Consider the following 23961-nt stretch of genomic DNA (forward strand, 5'->3'; position numbering starts at 1 on the left):
TCAAGCACCGGCGGATTCCAAGGTCCCCTTCGGAAAGTTTTCTCCTTCCTTCCCCCGGGCAGGTTGTCGACGGGACTGAAGACTCAGGGAAGGTTGTTGCCCCGTCCGCCGGCTTCAGGGGCTGATTGTCTCTTTCGTCAAATGGGGGGAAGGTATTGTCGCGGCCACTATGTAGTTGCGAACTCTTTACATTTTTTAGGTATTTAGGACTGAATTCAGTGAAAAATCCAGAGATCATTTTAATGATTAAATTTAATCATTGAATTCTATGATTGAATTATTAAATTTCGATGTGACATTCAAGGATATATAGAGAGCTAAAAAGCAGATCATAATTTAAAATGAAAAAGAAGACATTCTCGCGGCATACGAAGAAACGTAGTGACCGCGAGAATGTCTTTTCCCGTTTAAAAAAATAGAACAAATCAGTGGCCGCAGGCCGGGATTCGGGATGGCGAAAACCTTCGCGTCTTCAGTCCCGGGTCATAACCTTCTCGTGGGGAAGGAGGGAGAAAAAGATTCCGGAGGGAACCTGAAGTTCATCGGCACTTACCGAGGTTTTTTCGAGGTTAGTACCGTTATGCACTTCGAAGAGCGCAAGCGTTTCCCGCAGGAACTTTTTCTGCCCGGATTCTCCACCCGCGACAACCTAAAATCCGGGACTGAAGACTCATAGTCTCCTCTCACCATTCCGAACTCCGTCCGTCCCGGCGCAGTTCTCTTTCCTAAATTACAGTGCGAAAACAGGCGCCAATGCGATCCCTGCGGCTGCTGAAGACGCAATATACACGATGGGATGCTTTTTTAATTTTTTGATTAGAATAAAAATAATGATAAAGTAGGCAATTTTCCCCCATGAAATCATGGAAAGAACATTTATCAGTGTAGGGACGGCGGCGGATGCCTTAAGCATTGCTATTTTGAAGACATCAAATCCAGCGGCCGCGATTAGTCCCGTGACTGCGGGGCGCAGACCGTAAAAGATATTGTCTATCTGCCGGTTATTGCTGAATTTCTCCAGTGATTTTGACACGAGGGTGACGATAATCATGGCCGGGAGGATTTCTCCCAGGGTGGCGGTTATGCCTCCGGCGATGCCGGCTATATTGTAGCCGACATAGGTTGCCATATTGATTCCAATCGGGCCTGGGGTAGATTCTGAAATTGCAATCATATCGGTTATCAGTTCCATGGGAAACCATCCCGTATTAAGGCTCAACTGCTGGAGAAAGGGGATGGTCGCCATGCCTCCGCCTATGGCGAACAGGCCGATCTTGAAAAATTCTAAAAATAAGTTGATGAAAATCATTTTACCACCTCTTTTTTGGTCAGTATCCAGTTTTTAAGGATTACTCCCGTCAGACCGGCGCCCACGATCACAAGGATCGGGGAGATGGGACTGAATTCGGTGAGAATAAACACGAGCAGACAGATGGCAAGCCCCCAGACATCCCTGACGCCTTTTTTCCAGAGTCCCAGGACAGCGTCCAGGATCAGAGCCACCACACAGATGGAAACACCGGTCATGGCCTGCTTTATAAATATGTTATCCTGAAAATTGGACAGGAAGGCGGCTATAATACTGATTATGATAATACAGGGAGTCACACAGCCCAGGGCTGCGGCAATACCGCCGAGGAATTTTTTGCGGTGGTATCCGATAAAAACAGATACATTCACAGCAATGATTCCCGGAAGCCCCTGGCTGACGGCATAGTAATCCATCACCTGTTCTTCGGTAATCCATTTTTTATTTTCCACACATTCCTTTCTCAGGATGGGGAGCATGGCGTATCCACCGCCGAATGTAACGCTTCCCATCTTGAAAAAGGAGATAAAGATTGAAATTAATTCCTTCATAATTTTTCTGCAGCTCCTGTAATGGTTGCTTCTGTTGGTTGATTTTAAAGCTGATAATATTTTTTAAAAAATTTTACCAGGCGGCGACTGTTCCGTCCGTCCGGGGTTCGGTTGCTCCGGTCAGTGTTCCATTTTCGTCTCTCCAGATAATCTGTCCGCGGCCAAAATTCAGCGATTCCGGCAGTACCTTAATATTATGGCCTCTTCTGACCAGTTCCTCGGTGAGGGCGTACGGGAATCCGCGTTCCACTTCAATATCCTTTCCGCCGGTCCACTGCCATCTGGGAGCGTCGAGCGCCTCCTGCGGGTTCATATGGAAATCAAGCGTATTGGTAATTACCTGTAAATGCCCCTGAGGCTGCATAAAACCGCCCATTACTCCGAACGGGCCGACGGCCTCGCCGTCTTTAGTGAGAAATGCAGGAATAATGGTATGGAATGCTTTTTTACCCGGTGCGAGACAGTTGGCGTCTTCTTTGTTGAGAGAGAAGCTGTATCCTCTGTTCTGGAGGCTGATTCCGGTTCCCGGAATGACAATGCCGGATCCGAATCCCCAATAGTTGCTCTGGATGTAAGAAACCATATTGCCCTCGCCGTCCGCAGCGCACATATATACGGTACCGCCGCATTTAGGATCGCCTGCCGACGGCATGATGGCATTGTGGCCGATCAGGGCGCGGCGTCTGGCAGCATATTCTTCGGACAGCATTTCTTCGGTGGTAACTCTCATGGCCGTTTCGTCGGATACGTAATGTTTACCGTCGGTGAAAGCGAGTTTCATGGCCTCTAACTGTTTATGTATGGTTTCTGCCGTATCTCTCTCGGTAAATTCAAATCCCTTTAAAATATTAAGAGCCATCAGTGCGATAATACCGTTGCCGTTGGGCGGCATTTCCCAGATATCGTAACCGCGGTAGTTGGTGTGGATTGGTTCCACCCATTTGCACCAGTAGTCTTCCAAATCCGATTTTCTGATATAACCGCCCGTTTTTCGGGAAAATGCATCGATGGCGTCGGCCAGTTCTCCCTGATAAATGGCCTTTGATTTTGTGGCGGCTATTTTCCGGAGCGTACCGGCCAGTTCGGGGGAGTTCCACACTTCACCCGGTGCCGGCGCATGGCCTTTTGGTGCGAATGTTTGAAACCACGGTTCATACTCTTCACCGGTAAATTCGGCTGAGAATTCACGGTAGGAATTGTCCCAGAGCCTTGAAATAATCGGGGAGACGCCATATCCTTCTTCTGCATAGGCGATGGCGGGTTTCAGAACTTCCTCAAAGGGGAGCCTGCCGTATTTTTCCGATAATTCGGCCCAGGCCGATGGAGCTCCGGGCACCATTACCGGGATCCATCCTCTTCTTGGCATGGAGTTATGGCCGAGACCTTTCACCGTATCAATATCCAGGGACATGGGGGCTTTGCCGCTGGCATTTAAGCCGTGCAGTTCTCCCTTTGTCCATACAAGGGCAAAGGCGTCGCTTCCGATTCCATTGGAGGTTGGTTCCAGCACGGTCATACAGGATGCCGTTGCAATGACTGCATCGATGGCGTTTCCTCCCTTTTTTATCATATCAAGTCCGGCCTGGGCGGCGAGAGGCTGAGAGGTGCATACCATTCCTTTCCTTCCATATACCACGCTTCTTCTGGATGGGTAGCTGTTTTTTAACGCATCGTAGTTCATAAGATTCTCCTTAAAATAAATATTTTTTATTATGTTAAAGCCGGATTAAAGGAAGTTGACCAGGACTCCGGCAATAATGATGGACAGGGATGTGACGGAAACAAACCCTGACACGACAAAGGCAGGCGTCAGCTTTGTAATCACATAATTTTTTTCTTCTTCGGTTTCGGATACAGCCAGGGCCACCTCGTTAACAATTAACTGTGTGGCAGGGAAACCTAATAACTGGGCCATAGCGCAGCCCATTGCCTTATTCTTGGAACCCACGATTTTCCATAATGGAAGAACGCGCAGGCAGAAAACGCTGAAAATAAGTACGGCGGCAAATACCAGGACGGTCTGAAAACCGATCTGTGCGATATTTCCCAGGTTTACATTGGCAAGGGCTGGAATGATATCGGCAAACATGGCCATCATTACAATTCCCATAGAGTTCCCGTAATTTAAAATACGGGTCGGGATAAGTCCGAGGCAGTTAGCCCCGCATCCGAATATAAGTGCCCAGATTCCGTAGTTGATGCCGGGGGTGTGCGCCGCAACCAGATAGGAGAGGAAACCGCCGCAGGCCGTGATGGCAAGACAGGTATAATCGGTATAATATTTTTTGTGTTTCTGGAAAAAGGTCTGTTTGTGGCCGTTTGCATCATCGCTTTCCGATGAAACATCTTCAAGGCCTTTTAAAAGATCGATTCCCTGGGACTTCTTTTCGCGGTATTCATTAACCAGGAGAAATCCCTCCTGACGGCCGAAATAGGATGCAGGAATGGTTCCCACAAATTTCTGGATGGCATAGATAAATGCGCCCAGAGCCGCTGCCGTGGTGAGGCCCTTTTCAAGCGCTCCCTCGGTCATAATCTGTGTTGCATTGATTCCTCCGTTTACAATCGGAATTGATACAAGGGCAGACTCCCTGCCGATGAACGGGATAATCACAAGGACGCCGACGAGCGCTACGGCCATAGCTACCAGGGACATGATAACGACGCGCCATTCCTTTTTCAACTGTGCCAGGTTGATTTGTGAGCCGATACTGAAAATGATGAAACATGCCGACCAGCGGCTGAATTCAGTAAGTCCCGCCTGATCGATGATATCTTTTGGAAAGATACCCGACATGAACCCGCCCAGAAATATCATGAAGATAATAAATACGGATGATATTTTTGCTTTGGTGAACACCCCGAAAAAATCACCAATGGCAAAGCAGAGCAGGACAATAAACAGATACTTGGTCATTACTAACATGATGGAACCCTCCTCAAATAGTTTTATACCGTTATATAAAGCATGAACCGTGCCAAAAATTAAAAAATGGGGGAAAAATTAAAAAATAGATGAAATTTTCCGCTGATCCGAAAGAAAAAGCTGTTTTTATAAAGCTATTTTATATCATGTATGGGTTAAAGTTCTACCTGAAAATAGATAAATTAATAAAAGATGGGGATTATAAAATGGTTTTATAATAATTGAGAAGTGAAAATATGATTATAATAAAACTATTTTAATGTTAATATTGTTATGTTTTGAGCTTAATGTTATAGTGAAGGTAGAAATATACTGTCATTAAATGGTACATTTCTATAATTCTGTTTATCGTAGAGTAAACCGATATTTGGAGTAAGGGAGGGGAAAATTATATATGGAGATTTTTAATATGACGCGGGAACGCATTCCTGCAGTGGCAGAGCTGATGAGCACGATAAAACCGGAGTGGTGGGATTATGAAGGCGCCTATGGGCAGCTGAGTGATATCAATGAGTCCATTAAAACAATCGGATGGTATATGGGGGAAGATGCAGAACATCCCGCGGGCTGGATTCTCTGCAGGGAGCTTGTGGGACTCCGGGCAATCGAGCTGGAATGCAGCGGTTTTAACGACAACGGGGTATTTAAGCTCGAACATAAACTGGGACGGCTGATCGATACGGCGGCAGGATATGCAAGGGGAAAGGGGTATTTGACATTCAGAAACGGCATCAGTTCCGTTGGTTTTAATATTCATGGAAAGAAGATTGATAACATTGCCGATGCCATCCGTGATCTCAAATGTGACAGAGTCGATTACAGGTGGATGCTGGATTATGGATTCAGGGTGATCGGGATTCAGCCTAATGCCTATGAAAAGGGGTTCCATCTGATTATGATGGCAAAGGAGATATAAACCATATGAAAAAAATGGTACTATTTACATACCGGCCGGAAATAGGGAAAATTTATTATGATGATCTCTGCACTCTGTTTGGCGAATATATGGAGATTCACACATGCTCCCTGAATAAGGAAGAACCGTCCAGGGAACAGCTCGCCCATGCCGATATTGTGCTGGTAAGCAATGCGGAGATCATCAATAAAATCCACTATTTGATCGAAGAGCAGACAAAGATTGTGACGATTGATTTCAGTTACCCGGAGATGAATATTGAACAGATGAGAAAGTACCCGGCCGGCACCTATGCCCTGATGTGCTTTGATCTGTTTGTATGCAGAAAAATGGTCAGTCTGTTATATGAGCAGGGAATCAATAACTTTATCTGGCTTTTTCCCCAGGAAAACGGCGAGGTTCCCACTTCGGGGTATGATGTCGTTGTAATGGATGACTATTCCCCGCATCTTGTGCGGAAGGATAAGACGGTCATGAGTCTGGGAAAGAGGAAGATTGCGTTTTCAACCCTGCTAAAAATTGCCCAGGAGGCGGATATCTTTAATAAGGATCTGGAAAATGAGTTATTTCGGTACAGCTACAGTTATAAAGGGGCGTCGACTCTGGTTAATACGATATACAGTGATATGTCCTCCTTCCATTTACAGATAAAAATGATACTCAATTATATCGACAGCGGAATCGTGATCCTAAGCGACCGGCACGAGATTATTGAATATAACACGCGGTTTATGGATATGTTTCATGTTACCGGAGAACTGTATGGGAAAAAAATCAGGAGCGTGGAAGGAACGGACGAATTTCTGCCGTATCTTGACAAAGGAAAAGCCGTCCGCAATGAACTGATCGTTTATCCGGACGGAAAATCCTCCCTTGTTTTCAATATGGAATGCATTGTAAAGGGAAATAACCAGGGCTGTATTTATATGCTGATCCTTCAGGAAGCGGAGGAGATTGAGAACAAGAGCCATTCACTGAAACGCCAGCTCAGCATGAAGGGATACACCTCCAAATACCGGTTTTCCGATATCAAGACGGAGAGTCCGGTCATGATTTCCTGTATTAAGAAAGCGGAGAAGATTGCCAGGATTGATAAAACCACGCTGGTGATGGGAGAGAGCGGAACGGGAAAGGAACTGATGGCCCAGTCACTCCATTCGGCGTCCAGCAGAAGAAATTATCCCTTTGTCAGCATCAACTGCGCGGCAATTCCGTCTTCCCTGCTGGAGAGTGAACTGTTTGGCTATGTGGAGGGTGCGTTTACCGGTTCTAAAAAGGGCGGCAAAATTGGGCTTTTTGAGATGGCGAATTATGGGACCCTGTTTCTCGATGAGATAGGGGAGGCCTCCCTGGAAGTACAGTCTAAACTATTGCGCGCCATTGAAACAAAGGAGATTATGCGTCTTGGGGGAGATAAAATTACTTCTGTGGATGTGCGGATTATCGCCGCGACGAACCAGAACCTGAAAGAACTGGTGGATAAGAAGGAATTCCGGCTGGATCTTTATTACAGGCTGAATTCAATCATTATTAAAATACCGCCGCTGCGGGAAAGAAAAGAAGATATCCGTTATCTGGCCGAATATTTTATTTACAATGAAATTCATAAGAAACGGCAGGTGGAAGCCGAACTGTGGAATTTCATGGAGCGCTATGCCTGGGAGGGAAATGTGCGGGAGCTGAGAAATGTCATGGAATATATGGTAAACATCACGGATGCGCCGCTTAAGATATCCGATCTCCCTGACTATATCAGGGATGAGATGGAAGAGAGCCGGACCGCTCATGATGGGGCCTCCGATTCAAAAAGGGGTATGGCAGATGGGAAAGCCGGTAAGGAAGAAAATACAGTTACCAATATAGAAGAAAAGCCGGCTGAAAATACAGCAGAAAATATAGAAATGATCCTGTCCAACCAATATTCCCTGAGAGAAAAAAGAATGATAATGAGAATATTGTCCCTGATAGAAAGCGGAGTGAAAAGCAGGAAAGAAATAGGAGCCGGACTGAATGCTGCAGGGGACGGATGTACCGGCTATAAACTGAAGAAAATCCTTGAAAATCTGCGAAGTTTGGGACTTATTTCCTTTTCCAGGGGTCCGGAGGGGATTATTCTGGAAAAAAAGGGCCGGGAATTTATAAAAACACGCGAAAAATCTTGATTTTCTTATTGACGAAGTGATTTTTCTTCTATATAATTGAGAAGATGTTTAATTTAGAATAGTCTAACTATGTTAAGATGATTTTTCTGAAGATATATTAGAGTACAAGGAGGTGTTTGCAATATGAAGATGACATTTCAGCCTAAAACAAGACAGAGAGCGAAAGTTCACGGCTTCAGAGCTAGAATGAGCAGCGCAGGCGGAAGAAAGATTCTGGCTGCAAGAAGAGCAAAAGGAAGAGCAAGATTATCTGCTTAATGAACCAGGGCCGCAATTTTGATTGTGGCCTTTTGTTTATTGAATATGAAAATATGAAAAATGAAGAAATTTAATTCGATTAAAAAAAACAACGATTTTCAGAAAGTGTACAGGACGGGGAGATCATTTGCCAACCGGCTTTTAATCATGTATGTAATGAAGGCGGAGAGGGAAGACACAAGGATAGGAATATCCGTGAGTAAAAAGGTCGGGAACAGCGTTGTGCGCCATCATGTTACAAGACTCGTAAGAGAGAGCTACAGGCTCAACAAGAACAAAGTTAAGACAGGGTTAGACATCGTCGTTGTAGCGAGAGCTGCAGCAAAAGAATCAGATTTCAAAAAAATCGAAAGTGCATATATGCACTTGTGCGGACTTCATAACATATTAGAGAATCGAAGTGAGAATATTGATTAAAAAGATCTTTATAATGATGATTCGGGGGTATCAGAAATTTATTTCCCCGCTTACAGGACCTCACTGCAAGTACACGCCTACCTGCTCTCAATACGCCATTGAGGCAGTACAGAAGTACGGCGCGTTTAAAGGTATGATTTTGGCCTGCAAAAGGATACTGAGATGTCATCCATTTGCAGAAGGCGGTTATGATCCAGTTCCGTAGAGGATGAGGAGGTAATTCATTGGAATTTATAGTAGCTACTAAGGCGGGGTCCATCATGGGGCCGATTATCAGCCTGTTTGGGTACATCATGGACTTTCTGTTTCGGATCACCAGTTCTTTTGGTATCTTAAATCTCGGTCTTTGTATTATCCTTTTTACAATTATCACAAAATTGCTTTTATTTCCGCTGACGATTAAGCAGCAGAAATCGTCAAAACTGATGTCTCTTATGAATCCTGAAATTCAGGCGGTTCAGAAGAGGTACAAGGGTAAAACAGATCAGACATCCATGGCAAAGCAGCAGGTGGAGATGCAGGCCATCTATGAGAAATATGGTTCCAGTCCGACCGCGGGCTGTCTTCCCATGTTAATCCAGTTTCCAATCATCATTGCATTATACCGTGTTATCTATAATATTCCCGCCTATGTTCCGTCGGTAAGGGTATTCTTTGATAACGTAGTGGAACCGCTGCAGAAACAGCCTGATTTTATTAACAAGATTTCAGAAATCGCCAGCGGCTATGGTTTGGCAATTGATAAAATAGACTATACAAATGCAGATAAGGTCGTAGATTTATTATATAAATTTACACCCGCCAACTGGCAGCACCTCGGAGAATTATTCCCACAGATTTCAACTGTTATTGCCGACAATGCAGGCAAGATTGAGCAGATGAACTCCTTCCTGGGAATCAACCTGGCAACACAGCCGTTTACGGGATTCACCAACATTACAATTGCATGGCTTATCCCAATCCTGGCAGGCCTTACACAGTGGTTCTCCACAAAACTTATGAACACCAACCAGCAGATGGATCCTGATGCGCCTGGTGCACAGACAATGAATACGATGATGATGACAATGCCTCTGGTATCCGTATTCTTCTGTTTCACTTTCCCGGCAGCAATCGGTATTTACTGGGTAGTGCAGGGTGCATTCCAGATTGTACAGCAGTTAGCTGTAAATGCTTACATGAATAAAGTGGATATGGACGAGCTCATCCAGAAGAATGTTGAGAAGATGAATAAGAAGCGCGCCAAAAAGGGACTTCCTCCGGCAAAGGTGAACCAGAATGCCAGCGTTAATCTTAAGAATATCCAGGCTCAGACAGAAAAAGAAGAAGCAATCAGACAGGAAAAAATGTCAAAGACCGACAAACTGGTGAAGGAGTCAACGGAGTATTACAACTCCGATCCGAAACCGGGCAGCCTTGCATCCAAGGCAAAAATGGTGCAGAAGTATAACGAGAAGCACAACAAGTAGGAGGGGTGCCGTATGGATATGATAACAGTTACCGCAAAAACAGTAGATGAAGCAGTGACAAAAGCACTGATTGAACTTGAAACAACCAGCGATAAGTTAACATATGAGGTAGTTGAAAAGGGAAGTGCAGGGTTCCTCGGCATCGGTTCCAAACCGGCCATTATCCGTGCAAAGAAGAAGGAAACACTTCAGGATAAAGCGATTGAATTCCTTGAGCAGGTATTTGACGCAATGAATATGGCGGTTGATATCAGCGTAGAGTACAACGAGACGGAAAAAGAGATGAATGTGAATCTGAAGGGTGAGGATATGGGCATCCTGATCGGTAAGAGAGGACAGACTCTTGATTCCTTACAGTATCTTGTAAGCCTTGTTGTAAATAAATCCACCGGTGACTATATCCGTGTAAAACTGGACACGGAGAATTACCGTGAGAGAAGAAAAGAAACGCTGGAGACTCTTGCTAAGAATATTGCCTATAAAGTGAAAAGGACAAAACGTTCCGTATCTCTGGAGCCGATGAATCCTTATGAGAGACGTATCATTCATGCCGCTCTTCAGAACGACAAATATGTTGTGACGAGAAGCGACGGGGAAGAGCCGTTCAGACATGTTATTATTTCTTTAAAGAGAGAAAACAGAAGAGATAGAAATGACAGATATGACAGAAGCGACAGAAATGAAAGACCAGACAGAACTGACAGAAGTGAAAAGTAAGTTATAAGCTGTGATATAAAAAATGTTCAAATAGATGTCTTTTTACAAAAAAGCCCCTGTTTGAACATTTTTTTAAATCAGAATATAATCAGAATCAAAGTAAAGATATAAAGCAAGGATATAAAGTAAGGATATAAAGTAAGGATTTAATTTCGGCAGCTTCTAAAACCCAGTAAAAAATCGAGGAATGAAAAATATGATGACTTCAGATACAATAGCCGCCATTGCGACGGCGCTTACAAATTCGGGAATTGGTATCATAAGAGTCAGCGGAAATGAAGCATTTGATATAGTAGATAAAATATTCCGCCCCAAGAATGAAAAGAAAAAATTAAAAGAGGAAAAAACATATACCGTCCACTATGGCCACATCTGCGACGGTGATGAGATAATAGATGAAGTTCTTGCGATTGTAATGAGAGGACCGCACAGCTACACGGCTGAAGATACGGTGGAGATAGACTGTCACGGCGGTGTCCTTGTTATGAAAAAAATATTGGAGACGGTAATCAAATACGGCGCCAGGATGGCAGAGCCGGGAGAGTTTACGAAACGCGCCTTTTTAAACGGCAGAATTGATCTTTCCCAGGCCGAAGCGGTCATAGACGTCATCAATTCAAAAAATAATTATGCCCTGAAAAGCTCGGTCAGCCAGCTCAGCGGCTCGATGTCGAAGAAAGTGAAGGAACTCAGGGAGAAACTTCTTTATGAGATTGCCTTTATCGAATCGGCGCTGGATGATCCGGAACATATTTCCCTGGAGGGATATCCGGAAAAACTGAAAAAAACGGTTACAGACCTGGAGGGAGAGCTTCATAAAGCGCTTTCCTCATTTGACAGCGGCAGAGTTCTGGCCGAGGGGATCAGGACCGTAATTCTCGGCAAGCCAAACGCCGGTAAATCCTCTCTGATGAACGTACTGGTAGGGGAGGAGAGGGCGATTGTGACAGATATAGCGGGAACGACCAGGGATACTCTGGAGGAAAATATCCGCCTGCATGGAATCAGCCTGAATATTGTGGACACCGCGGGAATCCGTGACACAGAGGATGTCGTGGAGAAGATTGGAGTGGACAGGGCCAGGGCCAATGCGGATGACGCAGACCTGATTATCTATGTCGTAGATGGTTCATGTCCTCTGGATGAAAATGATTATCAGATTATGGAGCTGATTAAAGGGCGCAAATCGATCGTTCTTTTAAATAAGACGGATCTCGAAACGGTTCTTACACCGGAGGAGGTTGAGAGTAGAACCGGCAGTGAGGTGATTGCCGTGTCGGCGAAGGAGCAGAGAGGGATCGACCTGCTGGAACAGAAGGTAAAAGATCTGTTTTTAAATGGTGAGATCGATTTTAATGATGAGCTCATGATCACGAATGTGAGACATAAAACTGCTATGAGCGAGGCGTTAAAGAGCCTCGAACTGGTGGAGCAGAGTATCGAGGATCAGATGCCGGAAGATTTCTATTCCATTGATCTGATGAATGCCTATGAACAGCTTGGAACAATTGTGGGAGAGTCTCTGGAAGATGATTTGGTAAATGAGATCTTCAGCAAGTTCTGTATGGGGAAATAAAAGGATTTGACCGGGAAAGCAAATGTGGACGACAGAATTAAGAGACTGTTATTTATAGAAAAGAGGAAGTTAGATGCCGTGTTTAACAGAAAATTATGATATTGTGGTAGTAGGCGCCGGACATGCGGGATGCGAGGCCGCCCTCGCCGCGGCGAGACTTGGATTTGAGACAATTGTATTTACCGTAAGTGTGGACAGTATTGCCCTGATGCCCTGCAATCCGAATATAGGAGGAAGTTCCAAAGGCCATCTTGTCAGGGAACTGGACGCCATGGGCGGAGAGATGGGAAAGACGATTGACAAGACGTTTATCCAGTCGAAGATGCTCAACCAGTCTAAGGGACCTGCCGTGCATTCCCTGCGCGCCCAGGCGGACAAACAGGCATATACAAGACAGATGAGAAATACGTTGGAAAACACGGATCATCTGACCGTCAGGCAGGGAGAGGTATGTGAGATTCTGGCCGAAGATGGTAAAATTCAGGGAGTTAAAACGTTTTCAGGGGCAACCTATTACTGTAAGGCCGTAATCCTGGCTACAGGTACATATCTCAGAGCCAGATGCATTTATGGGGATGTGAGCAACCCGACGGGGCCGAACGGACTTCAGGCGGCCAACCATCTGACGGATTCGCTGAAGAGCCTGGGAATTGAGATGTACCGGTTTAAAACAGGTACACCGGCCAGAGTAGATAAGAGAAGTATCGACTTTTCAAAAATGGAAGAGCAGTTCGGGGATGAGAGAGTAGTGCCCTTTTCCTTCTCTACGGATCCGGAGTCCGTACAGAAAGAACAGGTTTCCTGCTGGCTTACTTATACAAATGACAGCACCCACGAGATTATAAGGGCAAATCTTGATCGGTCCCCACTTTTCTCCGGCGCGATCGAGGGAACAGGGCCGAGATACTGTCCGTCAATCGAGGACAAGGTGGTGAAATTTCCTGATAAGAACCGGCATCAGGTGTTTGTGGAGCCGGAAGGTCTTTATACAAATGAAATGTATCTTGCAGGAATGTCCAGTTCCCTGCCTGAAGATGTCCAGTTTGCCATGTACCGGACCGTATCGGGACTTGAAAATGTCAAAATTGTTCGAAATGCTTATGCAATTGAGTATGATTGTATCAATTCCAGGCAGTTAAAGGCTTCACTGGAATTTAAAAAGATAGAAGGATTGTTCAGCGGCGGCCAGTTCAACGGCAGCTCCGGTTATGAGGAGGCCGCGGTTCAGGGATTCATGGCGGGTGTTAATGCAGCCAGAAAGCTTCAGGGAAAGGAACCAATCGTCCTTGATCGATCACAGGCATATATCGGTGTCCTGATCGATGACCTGGTGACAAAAGAGAGCCATGAGCCTTATCGTATGATGACTTCCAGGGCCGAGTACCGCCTGCTTCTGAGACAGGATAATGCAGATCTGCGCCTGAGGGCCATTGGGCATGAAATAGGCCTTATAAACGATGAACAGTATGAGCGTGTCATCTGGAAGGAGAAAGCCATTGAGGAAGAAGTAAAACGGCTTGAAAAGAAAAGTATCGGTGCCACGAAAGAGGTTCAGGCCTTTCTGGAAAAGAATGGAAGCACGCTGTTAAAGACAGGTACTACGCTTGCAGAACTGGTGCGCAGACCGGAACTTGACTATGTTATGTTAACTGAATTGGATCCCGACAGGGCGGAACTTCCGGACGACGTGGTACAGCAAATTAATATTAATATCAAATACGACGGTTATATCCGCCGTCAGAAACAGCAGGTAACACAGTTTAAGAAGATGGAAGGCAAAAAGCTGGATGAGAACTTCGATTATTCAGAGGTAAAGAGTCTGAGAAGAGAAGCGGTCCAGAAGCTGAATCTTTATAAACCGGCAAATATAGGCCAGGCATCCAGAATTTCAGGGGTTTCTCCTGCCGATATCTCGGTGCTGATGGTACACTTGGAGCAGATGAGATACCAGCGGGATAAATAGATTGGGAAACGGTAAAAAGAAGGAAGCTGAGGATATTATATGAAAGATAAATTTGCTGTCCAGTTGAAAGAGGAAGTCGGACAGATAGGGATCGAGCTGACCGATTATCAGATTGATCAGTTTTATGATTACTATGAACTGTTGATTCATTGGAATTCCATGGTGAATTTGACGGCTATTACACAGATGGAAGAGGTAGTGACAAAACATTTTGTGGATAGTCTTACTTTGAAAAAAATAATTGTGGATATCGATCAGAAACCGCTCAAATTGATCGATGTTGGGACGGGAGCCGGTTTCCCCGGAATTCCACTAAAAATTGTTTTTCCGGAGCTGGAGGTAACACTCCTGGATTCACTTAATAAAAGAGTGAAGTTTCTCAATGAAGTGATAGAGAATTTGCAATTAAAGGGAATTACTGCCGTACACGGCAGAGCAGAAGATATGGGGCGTGATAAAGTTTCACGTGAAACATATGATCTCTGTGTATCCAGGGCGGTAGCGAATTTGGCCACATTATCGGAGTATTGTATGCCGTTTGTAAAAACCGGCGGCTACTTTACTCCTTATAAATCGGGAAAACTGGAAGAGGAACTGGAAAATGGAAAAGGGGCAGTCAGAAAGCTGAATGGCGAGATAGAAGATATTCTTACCTTTACACTGCCGAATGCCGATGAACGTTGCCTTGTTAAAATTCGGAAGACCGGAATTATGAGTAAGAAGTATCCCAGAAAAGCAGGAATGCCTTCGAAGGAACCGTTGAAATAAGAGAGTTGGCGATATCGAAATGTAATAATAAAAGTTCATGATAAAAATAGTGACGACTAAAAGGAGAGCAGAAAAGAAAAACTGCCTCCTTTTATTTATGGTAACCGAAATTCAAGAGTTGCTGTTCACAGGCAGTATTCCGCGAGGTGTTTTTTGTGAGTGGAGCAAAGCGAAAGTCACAGAAAACCCGAGGGTTACGGCGCGAAACGGTGCTTTTTGCCGTTTCTGTGCATCGCGAAGCGTGTTGCTGGGCACGGAGTGAACAGTAACATTCAAGAAGCTGCTGAGATATGAGGCGATATTTATTGATTGTATTTATTAGAAAAATTGGATAAAATAGCGGTAAGGTATTATTTGTATATGGATTTTATAGTTAAATGCCAGGTTTAGCAGTATTAAGTCAATAAGTACAATATCACAAGCCGGTTAAAAAGCGGAGCAGAGAGGAAAATAATATGTCGCAGAAAAAAGCCGATGTAGTAATAAGAGTTGTAACAGAAAATGATTACAGTGAAATATATGATTTTGTAGAGACTGCATTTAAGACAGCAGAAGTCAGTGACGGTACGGAACAGGATTTTGTGCTTGAACTGAGAAAAGGAGCCTATCTGCCGGAACTGGAACTCGTGATGGTGGACGAGACAGGAATTATCGGTCATGTCATGTTTACAGAGCAGAAAGTGAATGTTACGGATAAGAGTGGGGTAGAGTCTGTGTTTACCGGCCTACTTGTTGCTCCGTTGTCTGTAAAGTTGGAATACAGAAGCAAAGGCGTCGGTGCAGCATTAATGAATGAAGGATTTAAACGGGCGCTGGAGAAGGGATATAAGGCCGCCTTTTTGGTGGGAAATCCCGAATATTATAAACGGTTTGGATTTAAAGAAACGGGATGCTATGGAATAAAAAATGATTCTGAAATACCGGATCGGTTTGTACTGGGATGTGAGATAGTAGCAGATTCATTAGCGGGCTTGACCGGCAGTATAAAAATTGTCTAAAAGCTTGGTGTTAAATCTATAAGAAAAAAGAGAGGGGTAATGTTTCACGTGAAACATTACCCCTCTCTTTTTTTCCCAATTAAAGGAAGATATCGTATAAAGGAAGATATCGTATAAAGGAAGATATCGTATAAAATAAGATATCGTATAAAGAAAAAATTGTGTAAAGAAAAAATCGTATAACGAAAGATTAAATCCATACCATGTTAAAAATCCACAAATTCACATGTTCACTAATCCAGATATTAAGCAAAGAACATAGAGATAACATCCAGTAATTTACCTGGAGTTTCCAACTGCGGAAGATATTTTGTTTTACTGATAATGGAAGATTCAATTGCAGAGTTGTAAAGTTTATACTCCTCTATATTATCGGTGATACAGAGAACCTCGGCTCCTCCAACAATAAAAATACTGTTATCAATCTTCTTCAGCGCATTGATGATATTACATTTAGTAAATTTGCATTCCATACTGGAGAATACGGCTTTTGGACATTCCCCTAAATGAGCCGATTCAAAATAGTGGTCAATAAAGATTGGCTTTGCCGAATACGGATTATAAAAGTATTTCTCTTCAAAGGCTTCTTCGATCAGATTACGGCTGCTTGCAATGTGATAGAGAAGTGTACCTATGATTGGTAAATCCAGGATAAGTTTATACAGCTTTGCATTTTTCCCCGGAATTTGGCTGCAGTTCATCAGGCTGTCCGGGTTAATTAACATAAGCTGATCAAAAAGCTCAGGTGAGTTGTTGCATGCCATAATAGCCAAAGCGGCAGATTCTCCGGTAGCTATAATATTGGTTCTATGTCCAATTTCTGATTTGATAAAATCACAGATAAGCTGCACATAGAGATAATTGGTATAGGTAAGATTCGGTTTTTCCGAACGGCCGCAGCCAAGCAGGTCAATGGTATAAACGGTGTAGTTTTGTTTCAGCTTGTCAATCAGAAGACACCACTCATAGCCGCTGGATGAAAAATTGAGATCATGTACCAGTACAAGCGGTTTTCCGTTCCCGGTCTTAGTATAATGAATATTGCCGAGACGCCATTTATAGCAGAGTGGATGAGGCTCACTCATTAAGTTCTTTGAGACAGCGGAAAATTTAATGTATTTATTAAATAGAGCAGTGGCGGCGGCTCCACCTGCCGACAACGCTAACAAAGTCATTACTTTATTCTTTGTATTCATTGATGCCTCCTGACAAAATAGATAGTAGGTAAACTGTTAATATCACAGTATAAAAGCTGAAGCTTTTCGTAGAAATATCGTCAAAGCTCTTTCTGAACGTATTGCAGTCAATGGTAGTAAGGGCTTTATCTTTAATAAAGAGTATGTTAGAATCTACAGGTATTTTATACCACAAATTATACCACAAATATAGGTATATGTGCATTACAATATTCTTAAAGAAAAGGCCGTTATGACTAGTGTATGCAGCTTTGGTAAAATTAAAGATGTTTCACGTGAAACATTTAGAGCCGGTTGCCAAATTGAATATAAGCAATATTTACAAAAAAACAGATGTTTCACGTGAAACATTTTAGCAAAGAAAATGGACTTTTTTCTATAAAAAGTAGGAAATAGAATTTATCTGTGATATACTATAAAATGATGCGTAAGAGAAATACGTTTTAGAAAGGAAACATCATGGGACGTACAATTGCGATTGCAAACCAGAAAGGCGGTGTCGGAAAGACAACGACAGCGATTAATCTCTCTTCCTGCCTGGCCGAAGCAGGACAGCGGGTTCTGACGATCGATTTTGATCCGCAGGGGAATGCTACCAGTGGTCTTGGGTTAGAGAAAGGCCAGATTGAAGATACAGTATATGAAATGATGCTGGGAGACTGTACTTTTGAGGATTGTCTTCAGCAGGATGTTCAGGAAGATCTGGATGTACTCCCTTCGGATTCTAATTTATCCGGCGCTGAGATTGAACTTCTGGATATAGAAAATAAAGAGTTTGTTTTGAAAAATCATCTCGACAGAGTAAAGGATGATTATGATTTTATCATCATTGACTGTCCGCCTTCCCTGAGCCTTCTGACATTGAATGCATTGGTGGCAGCCGATACGGTGCTCGTTCCCATTCAGTGTGAATACTATGCGCTGGAAGGTTTAAGCCAGGTACTGCGCACGATCAATATTGTTAAGAGGAAAATGAACTCATCATTGGAGATGGAGGGCGTCGTATTTACGATGTATGATGCCAGGACAAATCTTTCTCTGGAAGTAGTGGAAAATGTAAAGAGCAACTTGAATGAGAAAATTTATAAAACGATTATTCCAAGAAATGTGCGTCTTGCAGAGGCCCCGAGCCATGGAATGCCGATCAATATCTACGACAGCAAATCCACAGGTGCGGAGAGTTACCGGCTTCTGGCCGCAGAAGTGATAAGCAGAGGAGAAGAACTGTAAGATACATAAAAACAACCTGCGGAATGCGGTCTTCTGAATAGTTATGCATAAACTTACATTTGTTACTTCCCGGTACAGGAAAGCATATAGTAAAATAAGATTAATTGGTATGAAGGTATTACAGCACGATTGGAGGAAACAATGTCGAAAAGGACAGGACTTGGAAAAGGATTAGGAGCATTTTTTGGTGATGATTATGATATTTCCCAGACAAAGCCCAGAGCTCCGGAGGCTGCCAAAGAGGAGATAAATCCGGAAGGGCAGGAGGAACATGCGGAACACGCAGATAAAAAGGCTAACCTGAAGGAACTTGATATGATACTTCCCGTCGCTAAAAAGCCACAGAAAAAGAGTGTCACTGCCGCAAAAAAAACAGCAAAGCCGGCTCCAAAGGTAAAAATTGTGGAAGTGGAGAAGGAGAAATTCCTGAACATTACACAGATTGAACCAAACGGCAGCCAGCCGCGTAAGATGTTTGACGAAGAACAACTGAATGAACTGGCCGATTCCATAAAGTCATACGGCGTCCTTCAGCCTCTGCTCGTGCAGAAACAGACACAGGGTGACAATTATGAAATTATTGCCGGTGAGAGGCGTTGGAGAGCGGCAAAACTGGCCGGTCTTAAGCAGGTTCCGGTAATTATAAGAGAATATACCAGACAGCAGACAATGGAGATTGCGCTGATTGAAAATGTCCAGCGAGAGGATTTGAATCCGATCGAGGAGGCAAAAGCATATCAGATGCTCATCCAGGAATTTGGACTGAAGCAGGAAGAGGTAGCGGAACGAGTAGCAAAAAACAGGGCTACGGTTACAAACAGCATGCGTCTTCTGAAACTGGATGAGAGAGTGCAGGAAATGCTCATTCAGAACCGGATAACGGGAGGCCATGCAAGGGCGCTCCTTGCACTGGAAGACGGCGAACAGCAATACCAAATCGCGGTTAAAATTGTTAATAACAAACTGAGTGTGCGGGAAGTTGAACGACTGGTCAAGTTATTAGCAAAGCCGGCTAAGAAGAAAGAAGAAAAACCGGAAGAAAGAGACTTCAATATTTTTTATCAGGATCTGGAAGAAAGATTGAAATCGGTAATGGGTACAAAAGTAATTATTAATAAAAAGGACAAAAACAAGGGACGCATTGAAATAGAGTACTATTCATCTGCGGAATTGGAAAGAATAGCAGAGCTTCTCCAGTCTATAAATGGTTAATTATTAATTTGTTTGAATTTTCATGCAATCGTTTTTATTTTATATCAATCATAGAGATTAGAAGAACTGAAATGAGGACATAAGATGGAAAACAGTATTTTAAATAACCTGGGATTTGATCCCGGATTTTTAATCATCGGTTTAATCATACTCACTTTGATATCGCTTATCGCCACGCTAATCTGCTTATCACAGTATAAGAAACTGTATCGCAGATATGATATGTTTATGAGGGGAAAAGATGCGGAGACCCTTGAAGATACCGTACTGGATCTGATGGATGAAGCCGCATTCCTCCGCTCCGAAGACAGGGCTAATAAGGACTTGATCGAATCTATGGAGGAACAGGTAAAAGCCGGTTATCAGAAGACCGGAATGGTAAAGTACAATGCCTTTAAAGGAATGGGTGGAAACCTGAGCTTTGTAATTGCCCTCCTGGACGATAACAATACCGGTTTTGTTCTGAATTCCGTTCACAGCAGAGAAGGATGTTATCTCTATTTGAAGGATGTAGTGGAAGGAAAGACGGAAGTTCTTCTTGGAAGTGAAGAAAAGGAAGCGCTTGAGCAGGCGCTTGGTTACCACTAGTGCAGAGGAGCGCAGGAAGAAAAAACGGAATAAAGTTGACATAATATGGAAAACACCTGTGACAGACAGGAAAACTATTGCAAATTTCCTTGATTTGTAGTAAAAGTATTAGATACAATCGGACTCAACATAAATAAAAAGATAGAAGGTGAGAAAATGCATAAGTTTTTACGCGCTGCCGGATTCAGCATGTACCAGAGAAAAAAGGATATTAAGGCTCTTCTGCGCTGCCTTTCCAAGGAAGCGGCCAGATCCAAGTGTATACAGATAGACCGGGACACAAGCCTGTGTGAGATGAAGACAGAAGTGGCACCGGGAATCGGTCTTGCCATGTATGGCGAGCTGAATGAAAAAGAAGAACTGGATATTGAATATTACTATCCATACATTACGAGTGATACTGTTACAACGAAAGCCGAATGTTCAATACAGCGCCATGCGGAAAAGGAAACATATGCAGGTCTGCTGGATGAATATAAAGTCGGGATATCACTGATTTTTTACCTTCTTAACCCAATGGAGTACAGGGAAAGAGTTCAGAAAGCAAACGCACCGATCAAAATAGAGTCGGCAACACTTTCTGCCCTGTCGGTTCATGGAAAGATACTGCTCCCCATAAAGAAAACGGCCATGCAGATTGAGAAGGCCAAGGTAGCTTCACGTAACAGGGACAGTCTGTTGGAAGCCGCCAAGAACGGGGATGAAGACGCGATGGAATCGCTGACGATAGAAGATATTGATCTCTATTCACAGGCCTCCAGGCGTGTAATTAAGGAAGATATCTATTCCATCGTGGACACCTGTTTTATGCCAAGCGGAATCGAATGCGATCAGTACTCCGTCGTAGGGGAGATATGTGAAGTAAATTTAAAGAAGAACAGAATAACCGGTGAGGAAATCTATGATATGAAGCTGGAATGCAATGATTTGTTTTTCAATGTTGCAATCAACAAGCTTGATTTACTGGGCGAACCGTGCCCGGGACGCAGATTTAAAGGCCGCATCTGGATGCAGGGAATTGCAAATTTTAAAGACTGATTTTTTTATAAAGGGACTTGACTTAGAGTAGGAATATGAATTATAATTAACCTTGTGCCTTTGAGTATTTATGGGCATGGACGCAGTTATAATCAGGCTGTGTCATGAATTTATAAGATGTTTCTGTAGCTCAGCAGGATAGAGCGTCCGCCTCCTAAGCGGAAGGCCAGCGGTTCGAATCCGCTCAGGAACGCCAGTAAACAATGCCGCAAATCTTTATTAATAAGGATTTGCGGCTTTTTTGGACTTTTTATCTTTCAGGCAGGCACAGGTCAACATTTTTAGCCCTCTTCTAATCCGCCTCCCCCAGATACTGCATTTCAAATTCTTCTGCTGTGACAGGCTGTGAGTAGTAATATCCCTGTATGTAATCACAGCCCATCTCGGTGAGTTCGCGGACCTGTTCTGCGGATTCAATCCCTTCGGCCACAGTCACCATCCGGAGCTGCCTGGCCATTTCCAGAATGCTGGCAACAATAATGTGTTTGCGCTGTTGATTCGTCTTGTCACGGAAAAACATCTGATCCAGTTTGAGGATATCCAAAGGAAGGGCCTGCAGCACATTCAGCGAAGACTGGCCGGTTCCAAAATCATCCATGGCGCAGAGAAAGCCGTTGTCATTGAGCCTCTTAATGATTGTTGCAAAGTAGGACACATCTTCGACGACTACACTTTCCGTAAATTCCAGTTCGATCAGGCCGCTCGGGATTTGATAGCGGTTTTTGACAGAACAGTAGTACTCGATAAAATTCGGCTGGAGCATGGTAATTCTTGAAACGTTGACCGAGAGGATAAGACGTTTTTCAATCCGTGGAAGCGTCTTATTCAGGTACATGCAGACATGTTCAAACATGTAGTGGTCTAAATCCACAATAAATCCATTGCGTTCAAATAAATCCACAAATTCTCCCGGCATTGCAATAATAGTTCCATTTTGCTGCCAGCGGACCAGTACTTCGGCCCGAATGGACTGGTCCGGGGCAGCGCGGACACTGAGCTGGGGTTGGAAAAACATCTCGAATTCTTTCTTTCGGATGGCCTCGTGCATGTTGGCCACAAATTCCATTTCCCGCATCTCTTTTTGCCGCATGGTATCGGTATAGAAGCCAAGGTGGCTTCCGGGCAAAATTTTAATACTTTTTTGAGCCATATTGGCCCGGTTCATCATTTCACCAATTTGCCAGCAGACGTTGTCTTCGAGCAGATATACCCCGCAGGCGAGTTCTATATGGTGGCGTTTTTGACAAAGTTCCGGGTAATCTGAAATATGGACGGACATTTCCCTGAAATTCTTCTCCAGCTCGGATGGCTCATTCTCATAGTAGAGGAGATAGGTCAGTGTATCCCCGGAAATCCGGCAGAATACTTCGCCCTCACGGCAGACAGAGGCCAGATAATCACTCCAATATTTAAGAATGCGGTCTCCGGTGTCATATCCATAGGCTTCATTGATAAATTTAAATCTTTTTATATCACAGTAGTGAAGGGCGTATTTACGTCCGGATTTGTTTTTAAGAATATGTTCTACCCTTAATTTAAACCCCTCAAAATTCAGACGTCCGGTCAGAGGATCGGTATACTGGATTTTTGCTTTTTCTTCCTGAATGGTTATCCTCTGCACCGAGGCCGCAATATAGTCTCCCAGCACTTCCAGGAGGAAAAGAGAAGCCCAGCGCTGTTTCAGGTTGCCCAGACAGATCAGCCCTACCAGGTGTCCCCGGCAAATAATCGGAGCCAGGCATAAATTGTGAAGTCCGTATCCGGACAGAAAACGGTAGCTTTCGGGATCGCGGTCCGCAAGCTCATCTACGGAACGGATCAGGATTAGTTTATTATTGCCAATCAGGCGTTCCCAGCGTTCAAGCAGCCGGGAATCCAATTGATCGATATAGGGAATATCCGAACCGCAGCCGCCCTTTGAGAAAAACCGAACCGTCTCGATAGCCGTAAAGGAACGGATAAAGCCGGAATCCGCCTCAAAATAATTTTGTAAATCCTCCAGAATCAGCTCAAATGCCTCCTCAGGCGGTTCCTGTTTCAGAAGACAGCGCATCCAGTGCATCATCAGGTTCTGCTGGTTTGCATTTTCAATCAGCACTTTTTTAGCCTGTTCCGGTTTGGTGATATTCAGTGCAACCTCGATGCGCATTTTATGGCCGTTCCAGTCAAAGAGACGATCTTTGATGAGATAATTCTTTTTTGCCGCCGGATTGTAGTGTTCCCATATATAATACTGTTCCGTGGAAAGCAGGGAGTTGGTACAGAATGGGCAGGGAGAATTTCGGTTTTGGAGCAGTTCATAACACTTTCTTCCTTTACCGCCCTCAAGTTCGCCGCCAACGGTGCCGTCTCTGCTGATGAGACGGAGTTCATAGGTTTCCGGATCACTGACGTAAAAAATGTCATCCGGATCATCCAGCATGGTTATCTCGCTGAAGAGGACGGCGTATCTGCGCAGCAGAGTTTCAAAGTTATCTATCATCTCCTGATGTTCCTGTAACATGGATTCCACCTTTTCTTTCCTGGAAAGCTTCTGAGCTTGGGATGCACCGGGCCGCAGCGAGTGGAAAACCGGGCATAGCAGGCTGACTGTGTTGATGACATAATGGTGATTATGCCATCAGAACGGACAACTTAATACACACCCTGCTATCTGAGAGAATGGAT

At 44.0% G+C, this 23961-nt stretch carries 21 protein-coding genes and 1 tRNA gene; 16 read left to right on the forward strand and 6 right to left on the reverse strand.

Annotation, left to right across the window (positions count from 1 at the left end; translation table 11 throughout):
- Positions 1-730 precede the first annotated feature (730 nt).
- The 4 genes from QZT18_RS15310 to QZT18_RS15325 all read right to left on the reverse strand — a co-directional run bounded on the left by QZT18_RS15310 (position 731) and on the right by QZT18_RS15325 (position 4786).
- Positions 731-1309, reverse strand: a complete 579-nt coding sequence (locus tag QZT18_RS15310) for a chromate transporter (RefSeq protein ID WP_294148982.1) — start codon at positions 1307-1309, stop codon at positions 731-733.
- Positions 1306-1860: a chromate transporter gene (locus QZT18_RS15315; RefSeq protein WP_294148984.1), complete on the reverse strand. Its 555-nt coding sequence runs from the start codon at positions 1858-1860 to the stop codon at positions 1306-1308. The genes QZT18_RS15310 and QZT18_RS15315 overlap by 4 nt, the downstream gene beginning before the upstream one ends.
- Positions 1861-1933: 73 nt before the next feature.
- Positions 1934-3541, reverse strand: coding sequence for a gamma-glutamyltransferase family protein (locus tag QZT18_RS15320; RefSeq protein ID WP_294148986.1), 1608 nt, complete (start codon positions 3539-3541; stop codon positions 1934-1936).
- A gap of 45 nt (positions 3542-3586) precedes the next feature.
- On the reverse strand, positions 3587-4786 hold the full coding sequence (locus QZT18_RS15325; RefSeq protein WP_294148988.1) for a permease: 1200 nt from the start codon (positions 4784-4786) through the stop codon (positions 3587-3589).
- 394 nt (positions 4787-5180) lie between these two features.
- On the opposite strand from QZT18_RS15325, the gene QZT18_RS15330 reads away from it, so the two are divergent.
- The 11 genes from QZT18_RS15330 (at position 5181) to QZT18_RS15380 (ending at position 16030) form a co-directional block, all read left to right on the forward strand.
- Positions 5181-5702 carry a hypothetical protein gene (locus tag QZT18_RS15330; protein WP_125141551.1) on the forward strand — a complete coding sequence of 174 codons (522 nt, stop codon included), beginning with the start codon at positions 5181-5183 and terminating at the stop codon, positions 5700-5702.
- Positions 5703-5707: 5 nt separating this feature from the next.
- On the forward strand, positions 5708-7864 hold the full coding sequence (locus QZT18_RS15335) for a sigma-54-dependent Fis family transcriptional regulator (protein ID WP_294148993.1): 2157 nt from the start codon (positions 5708-5710) through the stop codon (positions 7862-7864).
- Positions 7865-7987: 123 nt separating this feature from the next.
- On the forward strand, positions 7988-8122 hold the full coding sequence (gene rpmH / locus QZT18_RS15340) for a 50S ribosomal protein L34 (RefSeq protein ID WP_125141553.1): 135 nt from the start codon (positions 7988-7990) through the stop codon (positions 8120-8122).
- A gap of 60 nt (positions 8123-8182) precedes the next feature.
- Complete coding sequence (rnpA, locus tag QZT18_RS15345; RefSeq protein ID WP_294148996.1) at positions 8183-8539, forward strand: ribonuclease P protein component; 357 nt, start codon at positions 8183-8185, stop codon at positions 8537-8539.
- A complete protein-coding gene (gene yidD / locus QZT18_RS15350) occupies positions 8535-8744 on the forward strand; it encodes a membrane protein insertion efficiency factor YidD (RefSeq protein WP_125142119.1) in 210 nt (69 codons plus the stop codon). The genes rnpA and yidD overlap by 5 nt, the downstream gene beginning before the upstream one ends.
- A 19-nt stretch (positions 8745-8763) precedes the next feature.
- The gene (locus QZT18_RS15355; protein ID WP_294148997.1) at positions 8764-10008 is read left to right on the forward strand and encodes a YidC/Oxa1 family membrane protein insertase; all 1245 of its coding nucleotides are present in this window, start codon (positions 8764-8766) and stop codon (positions 10006-10008) included.
- 12 nt (positions 10009-10020) lie between these two features.
- Positions 10021-10725 (forward strand): RNA-binding cell elongation regulator Jag/EloR, encoded by a 705-nt coding sequence (gene jag, locus QZT18_RS15360; protein ID WP_294148998.1) that lies wholly within the window; start codon positions 10021-10023, stop codon positions 10723-10725.
- A gap of 196 nt (positions 10726-10921) precedes the next feature.
- Positions 10922-12301, forward strand: coding sequence for a tRNA uridine-5-carboxymethylaminomethyl(34) synthesis GTPase MnmE (gene mnmE, locus QZT18_RS15365; RefSeq protein WP_366925898.1), 1380 nt, complete (start codon positions 10922-10924; stop codon positions 12299-12301).
- A 73-nt stretch (positions 12302-12374) separates the two neighbouring features.
- Entirely contained in the window at positions 12375-14264 is a 1890-nt protein-coding gene (mnmG, locus tag QZT18_RS15370) for a tRNA uridine-5-carboxymethylaminomethyl(34) synthesis enzyme MnmG (RefSeq protein WP_294149000.1), read from the forward strand.
- 39 nt (positions 14265-14303) lie between these two features.
- Positions 14304-15032, forward strand: coding sequence for a 16S rRNA (guanine(527)-N(7))-methyltransferase RsmG (rsmG, locus tag QZT18_RS15375; RefSeq protein ID WP_294149004.1), 729 nt, complete (start codon positions 14304-14306; stop codon positions 15030-15032).
- 455 nt (positions 15033-15487) lie between these two features.
- Entirely contained in the window at positions 15488-16030 is a 543-nt protein-coding gene (locus QZT18_RS15380; protein ID WP_294149006.1) for a GNAT family N-acetyltransferase, read from the forward strand.
- A gap of 245 nt (positions 16031-16275) precedes the next feature.
- Here the strand turns inward: QZT18_RS15380 and QZT18_RS15385 are convergent, their stop codons facing one another.
- Positions 16276-17226: an alpha/beta fold hydrolase gene (locus QZT18_RS15385; RefSeq protein ID WP_294149008.1), complete on the reverse strand. Its 951-nt coding sequence runs from the start codon at positions 17224-17226 to the stop codon at positions 16276-16278.
- A 459-nt stretch (positions 17227-17685) separates the two neighbouring features.
- Between QZT18_RS15385 and QZT18_RS15390 the strand changes: the two genes are divergently transcribed.
- The 5 genes from QZT18_RS15390 (at position 17686) to QZT18_RS15410 (ending at position 21490) form a co-directional block, all read left to right on the forward strand.
- Complete coding sequence (locus QZT18_RS15390) at positions 17686-18456, forward strand: ParA family protein (protein WP_294149010.1); 771 nt, start codon at positions 17686-17688, stop codon at positions 18454-18456.
- Positions 18457-18597: 141 nt separating this feature from the next.
- On the forward strand, positions 18598-19668 hold the full coding sequence (locus QZT18_RS15395; RefSeq protein ID WP_294149012.1) for a ParB/RepB/Spo0J family partition protein: 1071 nt from the start codon (positions 18598-18600) through the stop codon (positions 19666-19668).
- Between the two features lie 84 nt (positions 19669-19752).
- Positions 19753-20256 (forward strand): DUF4446 family protein, encoded by a 504-nt coding sequence (locus QZT18_RS15400; protein WP_125141564.1) that lies wholly within the window; start codon positions 19753-19755, stop codon positions 20254-20256.
- Positions 20257-20412: 156 nt separating this feature from the next.
- Positions 20413-21294, forward strand: coding sequence for a DUF3881 family protein (locus QZT18_RS15405; protein ID WP_294149015.1), 882 nt, complete (start codon positions 20413-20415; stop codon positions 21292-21294).
- Between the two features lie 119 nt (positions 21295-21413).
- Positions 21414-21490: transfer RNA gene (locus QZT18_RS15410), tRNA-Arg, on the forward strand.
- A 96-nt stretch (positions 21491-21586) separates the two neighbouring features.
- On the opposite strand, the gene QZT18_RS15415 is transcribed toward QZT18_RS15410, so the two are convergent.
- Entirely contained in the window at positions 21587-23797 is a 2211-nt protein-coding gene (locus QZT18_RS15415; protein ID WP_294149016.1) for a sensor domain-containing phosphodiesterase, read from the reverse strand.
- Positions 23798-23961 lie beyond the last annotated feature (164 nt).

The sequence above is a fragment of the uncultured Clostridium sp. genome, assembly GCF_900547735.1.
Lineage (GTDB): Bacteria > Bacillota > Clostridia > Lachnospirales > Lachnospiraceae > Otoolea.

What these genes read in the sequence shown, in the direction of transcription:
- QZT18_RS15310 (WP_294148982.1), bottom strand. Translation starts at nt 1,309, where the DNA reads ATGATTTTCATCAACTTATTTTTAGAATTTTTCAAGATCGGCCTGTTC.
- QZT18_RS15315 (WP_294148984.1), bottom strand. Translation starts at nt 1,860, where the DNA reads ATGAAGGAATTAATTTCAATCTTTATCTCCTTTTTCAAGATGGGAAGC.
- QZT18_RS15320 (WP_294148986.1), bottom strand. Translation starts at nt 3,541, where the DNA reads ATGAACTACGATGCGTTAAAAAACAGCTACCCATCCAGAAGAAGCGTG.
- QZT18_RS15325 (WP_294148988.1), bottom strand. Translation starts at nt 4,786, where the DNA reads ATGTTAGTAATGACCAAGTATCTGTTTATTGTCCTGCTCTGCTTTGCC.
- QZT18_RS15330 (WP_125141551.1), top strand. Translation starts at nt 5,181, where the DNA reads ATGGAGATTTTTAATATGACGCGGGAACGCATTCCTGCAGTGGCAGAG.
- QZT18_RS15335 (WP_294148993.1), top strand. Translation starts at nt 5,708, where the DNA reads ATGAAAAAAATGGTACTATTTACATACCGGCCGGAAATAGGGAAAATT.
- rpmH (WP_125141553.1), top strand. Translation starts at nt 7,988, where the DNA reads ATGAAGATGACATTTCAGCCTAAAACAAGACAGAGAGCGAAAGTTCAC.
- rnpA (WP_294148996.1), top strand. Translation starts at nt 8,183, where the DNA reads ATGAAGAAATTTAATTCGATTAAAAAAAACAACGATTTTCAGAAAGTG.
- jag (WP_294148998.1), top strand. Translation starts at nt 10,021, where the DNA reads ATGGATATGATAACAGTTACCGCAAAAACAGTAGATGAAGCAGTGACA.
- mnmE (WP_366925898.1), top strand. Translation starts at nt 10,922, where the DNA reads ATGATGACTTCAGATACAATAGCCGCCATTGCGACGGCGCTTACAAAT.
- mnmG (WP_294149000.1), top strand. Translation starts at nt 12,375, where the DNA reads ATGCCGTGTTTAACAGAAAATTATGATATTGTGGTAGTAGGCGCCGGA.
- rsmG (WP_294149004.1), top strand. Translation starts at nt 14,304, where the DNA reads ATGAAAGATAAATTTGCTGTCCAGTTGAAAGAGGAAGTCGGACAGATA.
- QZT18_RS15380 (WP_294149006.1), top strand. Translation starts at nt 15,488, where the DNA reads ATGTCGCAGAAAAAAGCCGATGTAGTAATAAGAGTTGTAACAGAAAAT.
- QZT18_RS15385 (WP_294149008.1), bottom strand. Translation starts at nt 17,226, where the DNA reads ATGAATACAAAGAATAAAGTAATGACTTTGTTAGCGTTGTCGGCAGGT.
- QZT18_RS15390 (WP_294149010.1), top strand. Translation starts at nt 17,686, where the DNA reads ATGGGACGTACAATTGCGATTGCAAACCAGAAAGGCGGTGTCGGAAAG.
- QZT18_RS15395 (WP_294149012.1), top strand. Translation starts at nt 18,598, where the DNA reads ATGTCGAAAAGGACAGGACTTGGAAAAGGATTAGGAGCATTTTTTGGT.
- QZT18_RS15400 (WP_125141564.1), top strand. Translation starts at nt 19,753, where the DNA reads ATGGAAAACAGTATTTTAAATAACCTGGGATTTGATCCCGGATTTTTA.
- QZT18_RS15405 (WP_294149015.1), top strand. Translation starts at nt 20,413, where the DNA reads ATGCATAAGTTTTTACGCGCTGCCGGATTCAGCATGTACCAGAGAAAA.
- QZT18_RS15415 (WP_294149016.1), bottom strand. Translation starts at nt 23,797, where the DNA reads ATGTTACAGGAACATCAGGAGATGATAGATAACTTTGAAACTCTGCTG.